This window comes from Streptomyces sp. MGP-P1 (assembly GCF_057766565.1).
Window position 1 is genome coordinate 1,422,501 of sequence record NZ_JBYMEM010000007.1, and the last position, 16,126, is coordinate 1,438,626.

The window sequence follows — 16,126 nt, forward strand, 5'->3', positions numbered from 1 at the left end:
GCGGGCTCCGTGGGGCGCGGTTCGCGCTCCTCGTCGCTGCCTGTGCGTTCCGCGTCGTGCTCAGCCACCGGACGTGCTCCCCTTCATCCCGACGCTCGGTGCGAGACGGCCGATGAACCGGTAGCTCTCATCGAAGATCCGCTCCGCATCATGGTCCAACGTCGCCACGTGGTAGCTCTGTTCCAACAGGATCTCCGAGACGTCCGTGGAGGAGATCCGGCTCAGGATCCGCGCGCTGTCCGCGGGCGGCACGACATGGTCCTGCGGGCTGTGCAGCAGGACCACCGGCTGGGTCACCTGGGGCAGCTCCCCGTCGACCAGCCGGAAGAACTTCCGCACCGAGTGCGCGGCGTGCAGCGGCACCTTGTCGTAGCCCACCTCGTGCGAGCCCGGCAGCGCGATGTCGTCGGTCAGGCCCTTGGTCGTCCGCACCAGATGACGGGCCACCGGCAGCGCGTACGCCGAGAGGCCGTGCACCTTGTTGGCCGGGTTGACCAGCACCAGACCGCTGATCGCGTCCCCGTGCTTGGCCGCGAGCCGCAGGCTCAGCGCGCCGCCCATGGACAGACCGAAGACGAAGACCCGCTCGCACTTCTCCTCGAGGACCCGCAGCTCCCGGTCCACCTCCGCGTACCAGTCCTGCCAGCCGGTGACCGCCATGTCCTCCCAGCGGGTGCCGTGGCCCGGCAGCAGCGGCAGCGAGACCGTCAGCCCGCGCTCGGCGAGATGGTTTGCCCAGGGGCGCAGCGACTGCGGCGATCCGGTGAAGCCATGACAGAGGAGGACGCCGACCTCTCCGCCCTCGTGGCGGAACGGCTCGGCTCCAGGGAGGACCGGCACCAGGGTCTCCTGTTCGTGGGACGGGGCGGGCGGGCACCTGGGGGAGTGCTTGACGGATGACTTCACCGTACGCGACCGGACCGACACCGACCAGGGCCGTCACGCCCCCCGGGGGCCGCCCCGCACGGACCGCGCGGGCAGCCGGTCCGCCGATGCCGGGCACCGGCCGCGACGACCTCACAGGCTAAGGTCTCCACGACAGCACACAGGAGGCACAAGAGTTGATCTACGGCGCAATGAAGTTCTCCATCGGCGGCTCCCTGAAGCTCGCCTTCCGGCCGTGGGTGGAGGGCCTGGAGAACATCCCCGAGCGCGGTCCGGCGATCCTCGCGAGCAACCACCTGTCGTTCTCCGACTCGTTCTTCCTCCCGGCTGTGCTGGACCGCAAGGTCACCTTCATCGCCAAGGCCGAGTACTTCACCGCCCCCGGGGTCAAGGGCAAGCTCACCGCCGCCTTCTTCAAGGGCGTCGGCCAGCTCCCCGTCGACCGCTCCGGAGCGCGCGGCGCGGGCGAGGCGGCGATCAAGGCCGGCATCCAGGTCGTCGAGAGCGGCGGCCTCTTCGGTATCTACCCCGAGGGCACCCGCTCGCCCGACGGCCGCCTCTACCGGGGCAAGCCCGGCGGTCTGGCCCGGGTCGCGCTGGCCACCGGAGCGCCCGTGATCCCGGTCGCCATGATCGACACCGAGAAGATCCAGCCGCCCGGCCAGGTGATGCCCAAGCTGATGCGCCCCGGCATCCGGATCGGCAAGCCGCTGGACTTCAGCCGCTACCAGGGCATGGACGGCGACCGCTTCATCCTGCGCTCGGTGACCGACGAGGTCATGTACGAGATCATGAAGCTCTCCGGCCAGGAGTACGTGGACGTCTACGCCACCGCCGCCAAGCGCCAGATCGCGGACGAGGCGAAGGCCCGGGCCCAGGAGGCGAAGGCCAGGGCCGAAGAGGCCAAGCGCGCCCAGAAGCAGGCCGCCGCGGACAACGAGAACGGAACGGAACGGTCCGGCGCGTAACCGCGTCGTTCACCGTCCGGGGGGTGGGGGGCCATGGCCAAGCGTGAGCGGGTCGTACGGATGTCGGTCGAGCTGCCGCTCTGGCGCGCGCTGACGGGCTACCGCGTCCTGACGATGCTCTACGCGGTGCTGCTCGCGATCTTCGGGAAGGACAACTTCGGCCAGCAGAGGTTCGAACGCCCCTGGGTGGCCGTCGCGTATCTGGCGTTCCTCCTCGTCTGGACGCTCGCCACGCTGCCGAAGGTCCGCTCGGCCGCGAGCTGCACCAAACGCTTCCTCGTCGCGGACCTGGTCGTCGCGCTGACCGGCATCCTGCTCACCCCGCTCGCCGACTTCGACTCCCAGTCGTTCGACGGTCCGACGCTGCCGTCGATCTGGACGGCCGGCGCGGTCCTCGCCTTCGCGATCAAGGGCGGCTGGCGGTGGGCGGCCTTCGCCTCCACGTTCGTCGCCGCCGCCAACATCATCCAGCGCGGCGAGCCCAGCCGGGACACCTACCACAACGTCCTGCTGGTCTGGGTCGCCTCCATCGCCATCGGGTACGTCGTCGAGGTCGCCCGCGCCAGTGAACGCACCCTGGCCCGCGCCCTGGAGATCGAGGCCACCACCCGCGAACGCGAACGGCTCGCCCGCGACATCCACGACAGCGTGCTCCAGGTCCTCGCCATGGTCCAGCGCCGGGGCACCGCCATCGGCGGCGAGGCGGCCGAGCTGGGCCGGATGGCCGGGGAGCAGGAGGTCGCCCTGCGCACCCTGGTCTCCAGCGGCCTGGTCCCACCGACCCGGGTCTCCGAGGACGCCGCCGAGGGGGCCGTGGTCCGCACGGTCGACGTGGACGACGACGAAGGCGCCGGGGCCGCCTGCGACCTGCGCGCCCTGCTCGCCCCGCACGCGGGATCCCGCACGAGCTTCGCGGAGCCGGGCGCCCCGGTGCTGCTCCCCGCCGAGTCGGCCCGTGAGCTGGCAGCCGCCGTCAGCGCCGCCCTGGACAACGTGACCGTGCACGCCGGTCCGGACGCCCAGGCGTGGATCCTGGTCGAGGACGAGCCGGACGAGGTGATCGTCACCGTCCGGGACGACGGCCCCGGCATCCCGGAGGGGCGGCTCGCCCAGGCGGAGGGGGAGGGGCGGCTCGGCGTCGCGCTGTCCATCCGGGGCCGGCTGCGCGACCTGGGCGGCACGGCAGAGCTGATCTCGGTGCCCGGACAGGGCTGCGAGGTCGAGTTGAAGGTTCCCAAAGCACCGAAGGTCTCCCGGGGGAAGGCAGGATCGGCCCGATGAGTACACAGAACGCAGCAAACGCAGCAAACGCGGCACAGGGCGAGCAGGGGGGCGCGGACCGGCCCATCAGGGTCATGGTCGTCGACGACCACCCCATGTGGCGCGACGCGGTCGCCCGCGATCTGGCCGAGTCCGGCTTCGACGTCGTCGCGACCGCCGGGGACGGCCCGCAGGCGGTCCGCCGGGCCAAGGCCGTGAGCCCGGACGTCCTGGTCCTGGACCTGAACCTCCCCGGCATGCCCGGCGTCCAGGTCTGCAAGGAGCTCGTCGGCTCCCACCCGGGCCTGCGGGTCCTGGTCCTCTCCGCGAGCGGCGAGCACGCCGACGTCCTGGAGGCGGTGAAGTCCGGGGCCACCGGCTATCTGCTGAAGTCCGCCTCCACGCAGGAGCTGACCGACGCGGTCCGCTCCACCGCGGCCGGCGACCCGGTCTTCACCCCGGGCCTGGCGGGCCTGGTCCTCGGCGAGTACCGCCGACTCGCCTCCGACCCCGCCCCCGTGGCGTCGAACGAGCCCAAGGCCCCGCAGCTCACCGACCGGGAGACCGAGGTGCTGCGCCTGGTCGCCAAGGGACTCTCGTACAAACAGATCGCCGAACGCCTGGTCATCTCGCACCGCACCGTGCAGAACCATGTGCAGAACACCCTCGGCAAGCTCCAGCTGCACAACCGCGTGGAGCTCGTGCGGTACGCCATCGAGCGCGGCCTCGACGACGTCTGACCGGCGGGGCCGGGGGCGGAGCCGTATATTCGCGATGTCCGGCCCCCTTCGCGATGTCCGGATGTTCGCGATGTGCGGCCCCGCCCGCGGAAACAGATGGAGTACCGGTGGAAATCCTGGCCTTCGGTGTGCAGTCCGACGAGAAGCCCCTGATCGAGAAGGCCTTCGAGGGGCTGCACGAGGTCCGCTGCCTGGACGTCTTCCTGAACCGGGACACCGCCCCCATCGCGGCCGGCTACGAGATCGTCTCCACCAGCGTCAACGCCGACCTCGGCTCCCAGGTGCTCCAGACGCTCGCCGCGGGCGGCACGCAGATGATCGCCCAGCGCTCCACCGGCTTCAACAACATCGACCTGGAGGTCGCCGAGCGCCTCGCCCTGCGTGTCGCCCGGGTCTCGTACTACTCGCCGTACTCGGTCGCCGAATTCGCCTGGACGCTCGCCATGGCCGTCAACCGGCGCATCATCCGCGCCGCGAGCCGCACCCGGGACTTCGACTTCCGCCTGGACGGGCTGCTCGGCCGGGACATGCGCGGCCGGACCGTCGGGGTGCTCGGCACCGGGAAGATCGGCGAGGCGTTCACCCGGATCGCCCACGGCTTCGGCATGAAACTGCTCGGCTGGGACGTGGCCCAGAACCCGGCCTGCGTCGAGCTGGGCATGGAGTACGTCGACAAGGACCGGCTGTTCGCCGAGGCCGACCTGATCAGCCTCCATGTGCCGCTGCTGCCCAGCACCCACCACCTCCTGGACGCGGCCGCTCTCAAGGCGATGAAGGACGACGCGATCCTCGTCAACTCCAGCCGCGGCGGCCTCATCGACACCGCCGCCCTGGTCACCGAGTTGCGCGCGGGCCGCTTCCTCGGCGTAGGACTCGACGTGTACGAGGCGGAGGCCGGGCTGTTCTTCCTCGACAAGTCCCTGGAGGGCATCGACGACGACACCCTCGCCCGTCTGGTGACCTTTCCCAACGTCGTCGTCACCTCCCACCAGGCGTACTACACCGAGGACGCGGTGGGCCAGATCATCGACGCGACCGTCAAGAACGTCACCGACTACCTGGCCCGCCGCCACAGCGAGAACGTCCTCGTGCCGAGGGCGTGAAGCCCGTCAGCTCGGCACCACCGGCAGCCCCGCCAGCAGTTCCGTCACGATCACCGAGCCCCGCACCGTCAGCACCGACTCCGGGTGGAACTGCACCGAGGCGAAACCGGGACCGCGCAGCGCGTGCAGCTCACCGCTCGCCTCGTCGCGGCTCACCTCGATCCCGTGCGCGGCCAGCTCGACGGCGGCCGGACCGTCGCACCGCCCGGTGAAGCTGTTGTAGAAGCCCACCGTCTCCGGCCGGCCGAACAGCTCGATCCGGGTCTGCGCCCCCTGGTACGGCACGGCCTTGCGCACGATCTCCAGACCCAGCTCCGCCGCGATCAGCTCGTGCCCGAGGCAGACCCCCAGCAGCCCGTGCCGGTTCTCCCGCACCAGCTCCGCGGTGATCTCCCGCAGCAGCCGCATCTTCGGGTCGGTGAGATCGCCCGGATCGCCCGGCCCCGGACCCAGCACCACGGGTCCTTCGTGTGCCCGGACCACCTCGCGCAGTCCCGGCTCGTCGTAGCGGCGCACCGAGACGTCCAGACCGGAGGCCCGCAGCAGATGGGCCAGCATCGCGGTGAACGTGTCCTCGCCGTCCACCACCAGCGCGTGCCCCGAAAGATCCCGGGTCCGCTCCTGCATCCGCAGCCAGAACGGCGCGAGCCCTCCGCGCCGGTCGTCCAGCGCCGCCTGCACCCGGGGGTCGGATGCCAGCCGCGGGCGGTCCGCCTCCGCCCCGGGCCGGCCCGGCCGCACCCCCAGCGCGGCCAGCACCCCGGCCGCCTTGGCATGCGTCTCGGCGACCTCGCTCTCCGGGTCCGAGTGGCGTACGAGGGTGGCCCCCACCGGCACCCTCAGCGAGCCGTCCGGGGCGATGTCGGCCGTGCGGATCAGGATCGGCGAGTCCAGGGTCTGCGCCCCGCTCGCGTCCGTGCCCAGCAGGGCCAGCGCGCCCGCGTAGTAGCCGCGGCCCCCGGACTCGTACCGCTCGATGACCCGGCACGCGTTCTGCACCGGGGAGCCGGTGACGGTCGCCGCGAACATCGTCTCGCGCAGCACGTCCCGCACATCCAGCGAGGACTTCCCGCGCAGCTCGTACTCGGTGTGCGCGAGGTGCGCCATCTCCTTGAGCCGGGGCCCGACCACCACCCCGCCCATGTCGCCCACCGTGCACATCATCTTCAGCTCCTCGTCGACCACCATGGACAGCTCCTCGCTCTCCTTGCGGTCCCCCAGGAACGCCAGCAGGCTCTCGGCGGTGGGCCCATCGGCCGGGTAGCGGTACGTCCCGCTGATCGGGTTCATCACGACCGTCCCGCCGGACATCCGCACGTGCACCTCGGGGCTCGCCCCGACCAAGGTCCGCCCACCCGTCGCCCGCCGCCGCCCCGATACGGAGATCCCTTCGGGCTCGCTGCCTCCCGTGTGCACCACGAACGTCCAGTACGCGCCCCGCTCGCCCGCCAGCAACCGCCGGAACAGCGCCAGCGCGTCCGCCCGCCCGAACCCGGGGATCGCGCCCCGGAACGTCCGCCGGATCACGAAGTTCGCGCCCTCGCCCTGCCCGATCTCGTCCTGGATGACCCGCCGCACGATGTCCGCGTACTCCGCGTCCTCCACGTCGAAGCCCCGGTCCTCCACCCGCACGTGATGGTCGGGCAGCGCCGCCAGCAGCTCCGCGAGCTCCAGTTCGTGCGTCTCGTCGGCGACCAGCACGCTCAGCGGGGTGCCGTCGTCGCGCACGTCGAAGCCGCGCTCGGCGATCTGCCGGAACGGCACCAGGGCCAGTGCGGGCGCCGCGCCCACCGGCAGGTCGGCCAGCCGGTCGACCTCCCGCACCCCGCCGATCAACAGTTCGACGTGATCGTGGTCACGGCCGGGCGTGCGCCGGCGCAGCAGGGCGAACGGCGGGGCGTCGTCGGCCAGTAGTCGGCGGACGAGACCGGAGGCGGAGCGGGATGCGGTCTGCGACATGGGAGCAGGTTCCTTCCGGACGGCCCGTACGGCATCGCGTACGGGATTCACAGGGGGAGGAACGGCTCCGCAACGCAGAAAGGCCGCCCCTCGGGCGGCCTTCGCGAAGTGTCAGCGCGATGAATCAGCGGGCCGCCGGATGAGCGGTCCACCACCAGTTCTGGATCGAGATCTCGATCAGTCGCGTCGACATGCCCCGACCCTAGCGGACCGGTCCCGGCATCGGAGCGCGTGTCTCATCTGTTGAGCGCACGGCTGGACGCCTCTTCCGACCCCGTAATGTTGTGCTCGTGACCGTGAACGCCAATACCTCCGTCGCCGGTGGCAACACCTGGCGAGACCTTCCCGCGGCGCAGCAGCCCGAGTACCCCGACTCCGAGGCCCTGCGCGATGTACTCGCGGACCTCGCGTCGTATCCGCCGCTCGTCTTCGCCGGCGAGTGCGACCAGCTGCGCGCCCGCCTGGGAGCCGTCGCCAAGGGCGAGGCGTTCCTGCTGCAGGGCGGCGACTGCGCCGAGGCCTTCGACGCCGTGTCCGCCGAACACATCCGCGCCAAGCTGAAGACGGTGCTCCAGATGAGCGCCGTCCTGACCTACGCGGCCTCCGTGCCCGTGGTGAAGGTCGGCCGCATCGCGGGCCAGTACTCCAAGCCGCGCTCCAAGTCGACCGAGACCCGCGACGGCGTGACCCTGCCGACCTACCGCGGCGACTCGGTGAACGGCTTCGCCTTCACCGAGGAGGCCCGGATCCCGGACCCCGCGCGGCTGAAGCAGATGTACCACGCGTCCTCCTCCACGCTGAACCTGGTGCGCGCCTTCACCACCGGCGGTTACGCCGACCTGCGCCAGGTCCACGCCTGGAACCAGGACTTCGTGAAGTCGTCCCCCGCCGGCCAGCGCTACGAGGCACTGGCCCGCGAGATCGACAACGCGCTGAACTTCATGAAGGCGTGCGGCACCGACCCGGCCGAGTTCAAGGCGGTCGAGTTCTACGCCTCGCACGAGGCGCTGCTGCTGGACTACGAGTCGGCGCTGACCCGTACGGACTCGCGCACCGGCGAGCTGTACGACACCTCCGCCCACATGGTCTGGATCGGAGAGCGCACCCGCCAGATGGACGGCGCGCACATCGAGTTCGCCGCCCGGATCCGCAACCCGATCGGCATCAAGCTCGGCCCGACGACCACCGTCGACGAGGCGCTCGGCTACGTCGACCGCCTCGACCCCGAGCGCGAGCCGGGCCGGCTGACCTTCGTCGTCCGCATGGGCGCCGACAAGGTCCGCGACAAGCTCCCCGAGCTGGTCGAGAAGGTCACCGCCTCCGGCGCGACCGTCGCCTGGGTGACCGACCCGATGCACGGCAACACCTTCGAGGCCGCCTCCGGTCACAAGACGCGCCGCTTCGACGACGTCCTGGACGAGGTCAAGGGCTTCTTCGAGGTCCACAAGGGCCTCGGCACCCACCCGGGCGGCATCCACGTGGAGCTGACCGGCGACGACGTCACCGAGTGCGTGGGCGGCGGCCACGAGATCTTCGTGGACGACCTGCACCAGCGCTACGAGACGGCCTGCGACCCCCGGCTCAACCGCAGCCAGTCCCTCGACTTGGCCTTCCTCGTCGCCGAGATGTACCGCGACCAGTAGTCCGGCGGGCCGGGAGGGCTCCCGGCAGTCGCAACTGTGGGGCACGGATCCATGTGATCCGTGCCCCACAGTCGTACTCCGGGCTTTTACGCCGGTTGAGCGACGGGTAAGGTTAGGTTAGCCTCACCGTGGAAATCGGAGCGGCGCCCGTGACCGACCCGCAGGGAGGTGAACCGCATGTACGTCTGTTCCTGCTTCGGCATCACGGAAGCACAGGTCAAGAAGCATGCGGACGCCGGAGCCTGCACACCCCGGCAGATCGCCTCGGCCTGCAAGGCCGGGACGGACTGCGGCGGATGTGTACGCCGCATCCAGGCGCTGCTGGGCCGGGGCGACTGCCCCCGCCGTGAGCTGCTCGACCAGCGACAGGAACCCGCGACCGCCTCCCTCGCGCACCCGGTCGCCGCGACCGTCGCGGCATCGGCCGCCGCGGCGGCCGCCATCGGCGCGATCCGGGACGTGACGCTCTCCGACGCCGCCTGACCGCCCCGCACGCCCCGCGAACAGCCTCCGACCCGGGTGCGGCCCCGGTCAGCTCTCCGGCTGCTCGATCAGCTGGGCGATGTAGAGCGGCTCACCGAGCTTCTCGACCAGCTCCAGCTGGGTGTCGAGATAGTCGATGTGGTGCTCCTCGTCCGCCAGGATCGACTCGAAGATGTTCGCCGACGTGATGTCGCCCTTGCCGCGCATCACCTCGATACCGCGCTTGAGGCGGTCGATCGCCTCCACCTCGACCTGGCGGTCCGCCTGGAACATCTCGGTGACCGTCTGGCCCACCCGCACATGGAAGAGCCGCTGGTAGTTCGGCAGCCCTTCGAGGAACAGGATCCGGTCGGTGAGGATCTCGGCGTGCTTCATCTCGTCGAAGGACTCGGCCCGGGTGTATTTGGCGAGCTTCGTCCACCCGAAGTTGTCCTGCATCTTGGCGTGCAGGAAGTACTGATTGATGGCAGTCAATTCGGCGGTCAGCTGCTCATTGAGAAACTCAAGGACCTCGGGGTCGCCCTGCATGGCAAAGGCTCCTTCCAACCGGTGATCGATTCTGCGAGTTGGCGAGATCCTCGCACCGCGCCCGGCGGTCGTCCAGTAAGTGCATGCTTAGTACGAGTTGCCCGGATGGGATGCTCCCCTGGTCATGACCACCCCTGCCTGTCTGTCACCATGGAGGCATGGGTCAGCCGGAAAGCCGGGAAAACCGCGGGACAGAGCAGTCCGAGCTTCCGCCGGGACAGCGACTTCAACGCGGATGGCCGGTCACCCACTACGGGCCCGTTCCCAAGTTCAAGCCCGACCGCTGGGAGTTCCGGGTCTTCGGGGCCACCGCCGACGGTGACAAGCGCTGCTGGAACCACCAGGAGTTCGCGGCGTTGCCGTTCTCCTCGGTCGTCGCCGATCTGCACTGCGTGACGAAGTTCAGCATGATCGGCGCCGAATGGGGCGGGATCCCCGCCCGTACGGTCCTCGAACTGGCACCGCCCGCCCCCGACGCCACCCATGTCATGGTCTGGGCGGAGTACGGCTTCTCATCGAACCTGCGCCTCGACGACTTCGCCTCCGAGCACACCCTGTTCGCCACCCACAAGGACGGCGAACTCCTCACCGCCGAGCACGGCTTCCCGCTCCGCCTCGTCGTCCCGCATCTGTATGCCTGGAAAGGCCCCAAATGGGTCCGGGGCATCGAGTACATGACGGCGGACCGGCGCGGATTCTGGGAGGAGCGGGGCTACCACAACATCGGCGACCCCTGGGGTGAGCAGCGCTACTCCTATCAGGAGGAGCCCGGGGACGGCCCCGAGCTCTGACCCGTCTCCCGTAGCCCCTTCAGCCGGGCCACGTCCGCCGCGTGCCCGTCCTTGCCGCCGGGCGTCTCGATGATCAGCGGCACGCCTTCGGTCGCCGGATGCGCGAGCAGCTCCCGGAAGGGCTCCACCCCGATGTGACCGGCGCCGATGTTCTCGTGCCGGTCCTTGTGAGCGCCCACGACGTCCTTGGAGTCGTTGGCGTGGATCAGCTTGAGCCGCCCCTCGCCGACCGTTTCCACCAGCAGGTCGAGCGTCTGCCGCATCCCCGAGGGGCCGGCCAGATCGTGCCCGGCGGCGTAGATGTGGCAGGTGTCCAGGCAGATGCCCAGCTTCGGGTGGGAGTCCAGCGCCTCGAAGTACGGACCGAAGTCCCAGGTCCGCGAGCAGAGCGAGAAGCCCTGGCCTGCAGTCGACTCCAGCAGCAGATCCGGGGAGTCGTCGTGGGTCAGCTCGTCCAGCAGGGGGCGCATGTGCTCGCGCACCTGGGCCAGCGCCTCGGCGCGCGGCCGTCCGCCGGTCGCCGAACCGGTGTGCACCACCACGCCCAGCGCGCCGATCTCGCGGGCCCGCCGCAGTGAGTGGCGCAGGGACTCCACGGACTTCTCGACCGTCGCCTCGGTGTGCGAGCCGAAGTTGATCAGATACGGGGCGTGGACGTACGCCGGGATCGATTCCGCCGCACACGCGGCCCGGAACAGCTCGTCCTGCGCCGGGTTCCCGGCGGGCGTGGCCCAGCCGCGCGGATTGGCCACGAAGACCTGCACGGTCTCCGCCGCCAGCTCCCGGGCGTACTCCAGGCCGACCTTGGCCAGACCGCCGGCCACCGGGACGTGTCCACCCACCGGATTGCGCAGAACGTGCATCTGGTTCTAGAACCCCTTGGTCTTGATCGTGATCGTGGACCCCTCGGGGGCCTGTTCGCCGCCGTCCACGGACTGGCTCGCGACCGTGTCGCTGAAGGAGAGGAACGGCCGGTCGACCTTCACGTCGAAGCCCGCCTCCTCCAGGGTGCTCCGCGCCTCGGCGACGTCCCGGCCGGTGACGTCCGGGACGTCCAGCAACCGGGGGCCCTTGGACACGGTCAGCTCGACCGTGTCGCCCTCGGCGGCCTCGGTCCCTCCGCCGGGGGACTGCTCGGCCACATCGCCCTCGGCCTCGGCGGAGTGGACCCGGCCCGGCAGCACCTCGGCCTTCAGCCCCTCGGCCGCCAGCTCGGAAGTGGCCTCGTCGGCGGAGAGCCCGGTGACGTCCGGGACGTCGATCGGGGCGCCCTTGCTGACGACGAGCGCCACGGCCGTGTCCGGGGTGCGGTCGGTGCCCGCGCGGGGATCCGTGCGGACCACCTCGCCACGGGCCACGTCCTCGCTGAACTCCCTGGTCACCATCCCGGGGGCCAGGCCCACCTTCTTCAGGGAGCGCCGGGCGTCCGCGAGCGAGCGGCCCACCACATCGGGCACCCGCACGATCTCCGGACCCCGCGAGACGACGAGCTTCACCGAGCCGTTGCCCCGGATCCGGTCGCCCGAGGCGGGGTCGCTGCTCACGACCGAGCCCCGTTCGACGGTGTCGCTGAAGACCCGCTGCACGCCCTTGAGCCCGAGCCCCTCGTCGGAGAGCCGCTTCTCGGCGGTCTGCTGGGTCTGGCCCAGCAGCGAGGGGACCCGGGTGAACTGCCCGGAGTTGATGTACCAGACGCCCGTCCCGATGCCCAGCGTCAGCAGTACGGCGGTGAGCACCGTGATCAGCTTGCGGTGCGGCCCGCCGAAGGGGCCGCGACGGCCGGTCCCGCGCCGGGGCGCGGCGGGTCCCGCGGGCGGCATCTCCAGTCGGCTGGTGCGGTGCACGCCGTCGCCGTCCGCGGGGAGGGCCCGCGGGATCACGCTCGTACGGTCGTCCGCGCCGTCATGGGCGTCCGACAGGGCCCCCGGCGGTACGGCGTCCAGCTCGGCGTCGGTCAGCGTGGCACGGGCCTCACGCGCCTCGGCCAGCAGCAGCACCGCGTCGTGCGGGCGCACCTCGGGATTGCGGGCGGTCGCGCTCGCCACCAGGCTGTCCAGCGCGACCGGGAGCCCCGGCACGACGGCGGACGGGGCCGGGACGTCGGAGTTGAGGTGCCGGTAGATGACCTGGGCGGCGTTCTCGCCGGTGTGCGGCTTGACGCCGGTCAGCATCTCGTAGAGCACGACCCCGCAGGCGTACACGTCGCTGCGGGTGTCGGCGCCGCCGTGCTCGATCTGCTCGGGGGCCAGGTAGGACACCGTGCCCAGCAGGGAACCGGTCGTGTCGGTGGCCGTGCCGACCGCCCTGACCAGGCCGAAGTCGGCGACCTTCACCCGGCCGTCGTCCCCGATCAGGACGTTCTCCGGCTTCATGTCGCGGTGCACGAACCCGGCCCGGTGCGCGGCGCCGAGCGCGGCGAGGACCGGCTCCAGGATGTCCAGCGCCGCCCGGGGCTGGAGGGCCCCGCGCTCGCGCAGCACGTCGCGCAGGGTGCAGCCCGCCACGTACTCCATCGCGAGGTAGACGTACGCGCCCTCGGCGCCCTGGTCGAAGACCGCGACGACATTGGGGTGCGCCAGGCGGGCCACCGACTTGGCCTCACGGATGAAGCGCTCGACGAACGAGACGTCGGTGGCGAGCGCCGGGTGCATCACCTTGAGGGCGAGCACCCGGTCCAGGCGGGTGTCCACGGCCCGGTAGACCGTGGCCATCCCGCCGACGGCGATGCGCGCCTCAATGCGATACCGGCCGTCGAGCAGCTGCCCGACGAGAGGGTCCTGGAGGGTCGTGTCCACCCCGAGAGTCTACGAGCCGCCGCCGACACCCCGGACTGGCGAGGGCGCTCCCGGGGCCGTTCTGCCATTCAAGCCCCCGGCGACTGAGGAGCGGGGTTCGGGGGCGGCGCCCCCGACCACGTACCGGCGCTCAGAACGCCGGGCGCTCCGGGTCCAGCGCCGCCCGCCCGTCCACCGGCGAGGACGCCTCGGCGAAGTGGCGGCGCGGAATCCGGCCCGCCCGGTACGCGAGCCGCCCGCCTTCCACCGCGTGACGCATCGCACCCGCCATCAGCTCCGGCTCCTGGGCCCGGGTCACCGCCGAGGCGAGCATCACAGCGGCGCACCCCAGCTCCATCGCCTGCGCCGCGTCCGAGGCGGTCCCGGCCCCCGCGTCGAGGATCACCGGCACCCCGGCCCGCTCGACGATCAGCTCGAAGTTGTGCGGGTTGCGGATGCCCAGCCCGGAGCCGATGGGGGAGCCGAGCGGCATGATCGCCGCACACCCCACGTCCTCCAGCTTCCGGGCCAGGACCGGATCGTCGTTGGTGTAGGGCAGCACGGTGAACCCGTCGTCGACCAGGACCTCGGCCGCGTCCAGCAGCTCGATCGGATCGGGCAGGAGGGTCCGCTCGTCGGCCACCACCTCCAGCTTCACCCAGTCGGTGCCGAGCGCTTCCCTGGCCAGCCGGGCGGTCAGCACCGCCTCGCCCGCGGTGAAGCAGCCGGCGGTGTTCGGCAGGACCTGGATGGAGAGCCGCTCCAGCACCGAGAGCACGGAACCACGCACGGTCGGGTCCAGCCGGCGCATGGCGACCGTGGTCAGCTCGGTGCCGGACGCGATCAGCGAGCGCTCCAGCACCTCCAGGCTCGGGGCCCCGCCGGTGCCCATGATCAGCCGGGAGCGATACGTGGCGGGCCCCAGCGTGAAGACGTCGTCGGACATGCTCAGCCTCCCTGTACGGCGGTCAGGACCTCGACGCGGTCGCCCTCGCCGAGCCTCGTCGCGGCCCACTGGCCGCGCGGGACGACGCTCTCGTTGACGGCGGCGGCGACCCCGGAGCGGGCCGGGGTCAGCGTGGCGACGAGGGCGTCCAGATCCGTCCCGGTCGGAACGGCGCGGACTTCCCCGTTCACCGAGACGGAGACGGTGGCGGCGGACACCGGGACGGAGACGGTGGCGGCGGATTCCGGTACGGCGTGCTGCTGGGTCATACGGGCTGCTCCTGGAGTACGGGGGCGGCGTTCTCGAAACGGCCGGGGGCGAAGGGGCGGACCGTCTCCGGCAGCTCGCCGGTGGTCAGGACGTCGGCCATCGCGTCCCCGGTGACGGGTGTCAGCAGGACGCCGTTGCGGTGGTGACCGGTGGCGAGCAGCAGACCGGGCAGGGCGGTCGGGCCGAGCAGTGGGGCGTTGTCGGGCGAGGCGGGACGCAGACCGGCCCGGGTCTCGGTGAGCGGCAGCTCGGTGATGCCCGGCACCAGCTCGTGGGCGTCGCGCAGCAGCTCGTACACCCCGCCGGCGGTGACCGTGGTGTCCCAGCCCATCTCCTCGCTGGTGGCGCCGACGACCAGCTCGCCGTTCTCGCGCGGCACGAGGTAGACGTGACCGCCGCGGACCACGGCGCGCACGGTGCGGCTGAGGAAGGGGGCGTACGCCCGGGGCACGGTGAGCCGGAGCACCTGGCCCTTGACCGGGCGGACCGGCGGCACGAGCTCCGGCGGGAGCCCGGCGAGCCGGCCGCTGAGACTGCCCGCGGCGAGCACGACCTGATCGGCCGCGAACTCCGTACCGTCGCCGAGCAGCGCCCCGGCGGCCCGGTCCCGGGCGACGGTGAGCCGCTCGGCGGTCGTCCGGCGGAACGCGACCCCGGCCCGTTCGCACGCGGTCAGCAGCGCCGCGGCGAGGCGGCGCGGATCCACCTGGTGGTCGCCGTCGACCCGGAGCCCGCCCCGGACGCCGGGGGCCAGCATCGGCTCCAGGCGGCGGCACTCACGGCCGCTCAGCCAGACCGACTCCAGCCCCGAACGCTCCTGGAGGGCGTGCAGTTCGCGCAGATGCGCCCGGTCGTCGGAGTCCAGTGCGACGGCGAGCGTGCCGCAGGTCCGGAAGCCGGTGTCCCGGCCGCTCGCCTCCTCCAGCTCGGCGACGAACGAGGGATAGCGGGCGGCGGAGGCGAGGTTGAGCCCGAGCAGCATCTGCTCGCCGTAGTGCAGTTCGGTGACGGCGGCCAGCATGCCCGCCGCGACCTGTGCGGCGCCCTCGCCCGGTTCCGGGTCCGCGACCGTGACGCGCAGCCCCCGCTGGGCGGCCCGCCACGCCGTGACCAGCCCGATGATTCCGCCCCCGATGACGAGGACGTCGGATCCGGAGCTCCTCTTGACGAGGTCATCGGATCCGGAGCTTCTCTCCGAGACGCGCATGGGTGTCCAGCCCCTCCCTTCGCCGGCATGACCCGGAGCAGGTTCGTACGGTCGGAGGCCGGCCAGCCTCCCTCTCAGCCCGGTGCGTCCGGGCTCCCGCGAGTGTTCTACCTTGGCCACCCTAAACCCCGCCGCCCCCGGCCAGTAGAGGAGCGCCCGCCATGGCCCGTTCGCTCGACGGACTCGTCCTGTCACCCGTCGCCGACCAGGCCCCGGGCCAGGTCGGCACCCGCACCCGCTTCACGTACCACGAGCTGGACGGCCGGATCTGGGCCGAGTACGCGGGCGGCGACGTGGTCCGCGGTCATCTCGTCGGCACCCGCGACGGGGACGCGCTGGACTTCCGTTACGTGCAGCTCAAGCAGGACGGAACGACCTCGTCCGGGCACTGCCTCTCCACCGTCGTCGACCTCGCCGACGGCCGGGTGCGGCTGGAGGAGCGGTGGGCCTGGGAGTCCCAGGAGGGCAGCGGCGCCAGCGTGGTGGAACAGCTTCCTTTCTGAGCTCCTTCCTGGGTTCCTCCCCGGCACCCCTCTGACTGACGGACCGTCAGGTGATTAAGGTGGACG

Annotated in this window: 18 protein-coding genes and 1 riboswitch (1 of these 19 running past the window's edge); of the genes, 8 read left to right on the forward strand and 10 right to left on the reverse strand. The window is 71.5% G+C overall.

The annotated features are described in order from the left end of the window. Both AC3CH1_RS27855 and AC3CH1_RS27860 read right to left on the reverse strand, forming a co-directional pair. Positions 1-68, reverse strand: the 5' portion of a protein-coding gene (locus AC3CH1_RS27855) for a hypothetical protein (RefSeq protein WP_488465424.1). Its footprint begins 643 nt before the window's first position; 68 of the gene's 711 nt are visible here — the first part of the coding sequence; its start codon is at positions 66-68; its stop codon lies off the left edge, out of view. Continuing rightward, positions 61-840, reverse strand: coding sequence for an alpha/beta hydrolase (locus AC3CH1_RS27860; protein WP_488465425.1), 780 nt, complete (start codon positions 838-840; stop codon positions 61-63). The genes AC3CH1_RS27855 and AC3CH1_RS27860 overlap by 8 nt, the downstream gene beginning before the upstream one ends. A gap of 221 nt (positions 841-1,061) precedes the next feature. Here AC3CH1_RS27860 and AC3CH1_RS27865 point away from each other — a divergent pair, with 221 nt between their 5' ends. From AC3CH1_RS27865 to AC3CH1_RS27880, 4 genes are all read left to right on the forward strand, one after another. Beyond that, positions 1,062-1,853 carry a lysophospholipid acyltransferase family protein gene (locus AC3CH1_RS27865; protein WP_488465426.1) on the forward strand — a complete coding sequence of 264 codons (792 nt, stop codon included), beginning with the start codon at positions 1,062-1,064 and terminating at the stop codon, positions 1,851-1,853. A gap of 33 nt (positions 1,854-1,886) precedes the next feature. Continuing rightward, complete coding sequence (macS, locus tag AC3CH1_RS27870; RefSeq protein WP_488465427.1) at positions 1,887-3,134, forward strand: MacS family sensor histidine kinase; 1,248 nt, start codon at positions 1,887-1,889, stop codon at positions 3,132-3,134. Between the two features lie 74 nt (positions 3,135-3,208). Next, a complete protein-coding gene (locus AC3CH1_RS27875) occupies positions 3,209-3,853 on the forward strand; it encodes a response regulator (protein ID WP_371627843.1) in 645 nt (214 codons plus the stop codon). 107 nt (positions 3,854-3,960) lie between these two features. Further along, positions 3,961-4,956, forward strand: a complete 996-nt coding sequence (locus AC3CH1_RS27880; protein ID WP_488465428.1) for a 2-hydroxyacid dehydrogenase — start codon at positions 3,961-3,963, stop codon at positions 4,954-4,956. Between the two features lie 6 nt (positions 4,957-4,962). Here the strand turns inward: AC3CH1_RS27880 and AC3CH1_RS27885 are convergent, their stop codons facing one another. Further along, positions 4,963-6,915: an anthranilate synthase family protein gene (locus AC3CH1_RS27885; RefSeq protein ID WP_488465429.1), complete on the reverse strand. Its 1,953-nt coding sequence runs from the start codon at positions 6,913-6,915 to the stop codon at positions 4,963-4,965. A gap of 124 nt (positions 6,916-7,039) precedes the next feature. Beyond that, positions 7,040-7,108, reverse strand: a complete 69-nt coding sequence (locus tag AC3CH1_RS27890; protein ID WP_106431529.1) for a trp operon leader peptide — start codon at positions 7,106-7,108, stop codon at positions 7,040-7,042. A 103-nt stretch (positions 7,109-7,211) separates the two neighbouring features. Between AC3CH1_RS27890 and AC3CH1_RS27895 the strand changes: the two genes are divergently transcribed. Beyond that, complete coding sequence (locus tag AC3CH1_RS27895; protein ID WP_488466757.1) at positions 7,212-8,558, forward strand: class II 3-deoxy-7-phosphoheptulonate synthase; 1,347 nt, start codon at positions 7,212-7,214, stop codon at positions 8,556-8,558. 177 nt (positions 8,559-8,735) lie between these two features. Then, a complete protein-coding gene (locus AC3CH1_RS27900; RefSeq protein ID WP_215104477.1) occupies positions 8,736-9,041 on the forward strand; it encodes a (2Fe-2S)-binding protein in 306 nt (101 codons plus the stop codon). 48 nt (positions 9,042-9,089) lie between these two features. On the opposite strand, the gene bfr is transcribed toward AC3CH1_RS27900, so the two are convergent. Next, on the reverse strand, positions 9,090-9,569 hold the full coding sequence (gene bfr, locus AC3CH1_RS27905) for a bacterioferritin (protein WP_215104479.1): 480 nt from the start codon (positions 9,567-9,569) through the stop codon (positions 9,090-9,092). Positions 9,570-9,727: 158 nt separating this feature from the next. Here bfr and AC3CH1_RS27910 point away from each other — a divergent pair, with 158 nt between their 5' ends. Beyond that, positions 9,728-10,360, forward strand: coding sequence for a sulfite oxidase-like oxidoreductase (locus AC3CH1_RS27910; protein ID WP_488465430.1), 633 nt, complete (start codon positions 9,728-9,730; stop codon positions 10,358-10,360). On the opposite strand, the gene AC3CH1_RS27915 is transcribed toward AC3CH1_RS27910, so the two are convergent. The 5 genes from AC3CH1_RS27915 to thiO all read right to left on the reverse strand — a co-directional run bounded on the left by AC3CH1_RS27915 (position 10,327) and on the right by thiO (position 15,557). Then, on the reverse strand, positions 10,327-11,223 hold the full coding sequence (locus AC3CH1_RS27915; RefSeq protein WP_488465431.1) for a deoxyribonuclease IV: 897 nt from the start codon (positions 11,221-11,223) through the stop codon (positions 10,327-10,329). The two genes, AC3CH1_RS27910 and AC3CH1_RS27915, sit on opposite strands and share 34 nt — an antisense overlap. Before the next feature lie 6 nt (positions 11,224-11,229). Continuing rightward, positions 11,230-13,155, reverse strand: a complete 1,926-nt coding sequence (gene pknB, locus AC3CH1_RS27920) for a Stk1 family PASTA domain-containing Ser/Thr kinase (protein WP_488465432.1) — start codon at positions 13,153-13,155, stop codon at positions 11,230-11,232. Positions 13,156-13,285: 130 nt separating this feature from the next. After that, positions 13,286-14,080: a thiazole synthase gene (locus tag AC3CH1_RS27925; RefSeq protein WP_361323147.1), complete on the reverse strand. Its 795-nt coding sequence runs from the start codon at positions 14,078-14,080 to the stop codon at positions 13,286-13,288. 2 nt (positions 14,081-14,082) lie between these two features. Continuing rightward, positions 14,083-14,349, reverse strand: a complete 267-nt coding sequence (thiS, locus tag AC3CH1_RS27930; RefSeq protein ID WP_488465433.1) for a sulfur carrier protein ThiS — start codon at positions 14,347-14,349, stop codon at positions 14,083-14,085. Beyond that, positions 14,346-15,557 (reverse strand): glycine oxidase ThiO, encoded by a 1,212-nt coding sequence (gene thiO, locus AC3CH1_RS27935; protein WP_488465434.1) that lies wholly within the window; start codon positions 15,555-15,557, stop codon positions 14,346-14,348. The genes thiS and thiO overlap by 4 nt, the downstream gene beginning before the upstream one ends. Beyond that, positions 15,555-15,667: riboswitch (TPP riboswitch) on the reverse strand. Its footprint overlaps the gene before it by 3 nt. Before the next feature lie 51 nt (positions 15,668-15,718). Here thiO and AC3CH1_RS27940 point away from each other — a divergent pair. Then, positions 15,719-16,060 (forward strand): avidin-fold protein, encoded by a 342-nt coding sequence (locus AC3CH1_RS27940; RefSeq protein WP_488465435.1) that lies wholly within the window; start codon positions 15,719-15,721, stop codon positions 16,058-16,060. Positions 16,061-16,126 lie beyond the last annotated feature (66 nt).

Excerpts from the sequence above, each read along its gene's own strand:
- AC3CH1_RS27900 (WP_215104477.1), top strand. The coding sequence starts at position 8,736 with ATGTACGTCTGTTCCTGCTTCGGCATCACGGAAGCACAGGTCAAGAAG.
- bfr (WP_215104479.1), bottom strand. The coding sequence starts at position 9,569 with ATGCAGGGCGACCCCGAGGTCCTTGAGTTTCTCAATGAGCAGCTGACC.
- AC3CH1_RS27910 (WP_488465430.1), top strand. The coding sequence starts at position 9,728 with ATGGGTCAGCCGGAAAGCCGGGAAAACCGCGGGACAGAGCAGTCCGAG.
- AC3CH1_RS27925 (WP_361323147.1), bottom strand. The coding sequence starts at position 14,080 with ATGTCCGACGACGTCTTCACGCTGGGGCCCGCCACGTATCGCTCCCGG.
- AC3CH1_RS27940 (WP_488465435.1), top strand. The coding sequence starts at position 15,719 with ATGGCCCGTTCGCTCGACGGACTCGTCCTGTCACCCGTCGCCGACCAG.
- thiO (WP_488465434.1), bottom strand. The coding sequence starts at position 15,557 with ATGCGCGTCTCGGAGAGAAGCTCCGGATCCGATGACCTCGTCAAGAGG.
- thiS (WP_488465433.1), bottom strand. The coding sequence starts at position 14,349 with ATGACCCAGCAGCACGCCGTACCGGAATCCGCCGCCACCGTCTCCGTC.
- AC3CH1_RS27875 (WP_371627843.1), top strand. The coding sequence starts at position 3,209 with ATGGTCGTCGACGACCACCCCATGTGGCGCGACGCGGTCGCCCGCGAT.
- AC3CH1_RS27885 (WP_488465429.1), bottom strand. The coding sequence starts at position 6,915 with ATGTCGCAGACCGCATCCCGCTCCGCCTCCGGTCTCGTCCGCCGACTA.
- macS (WP_488465427.1), top strand. The coding sequence starts at position 1,887 with ATGGCCAAGCGTGAGCGGGTCGTACGGATGTCGGTCGAGCTGCCGCTC.
- AC3CH1_RS27915 (WP_488465431.1), bottom strand. The coding sequence starts at position 11,223 with ATGCACGTTCTGCGCAATCCGGTGGGTGGACACGTCCCGGTGGCCGGC.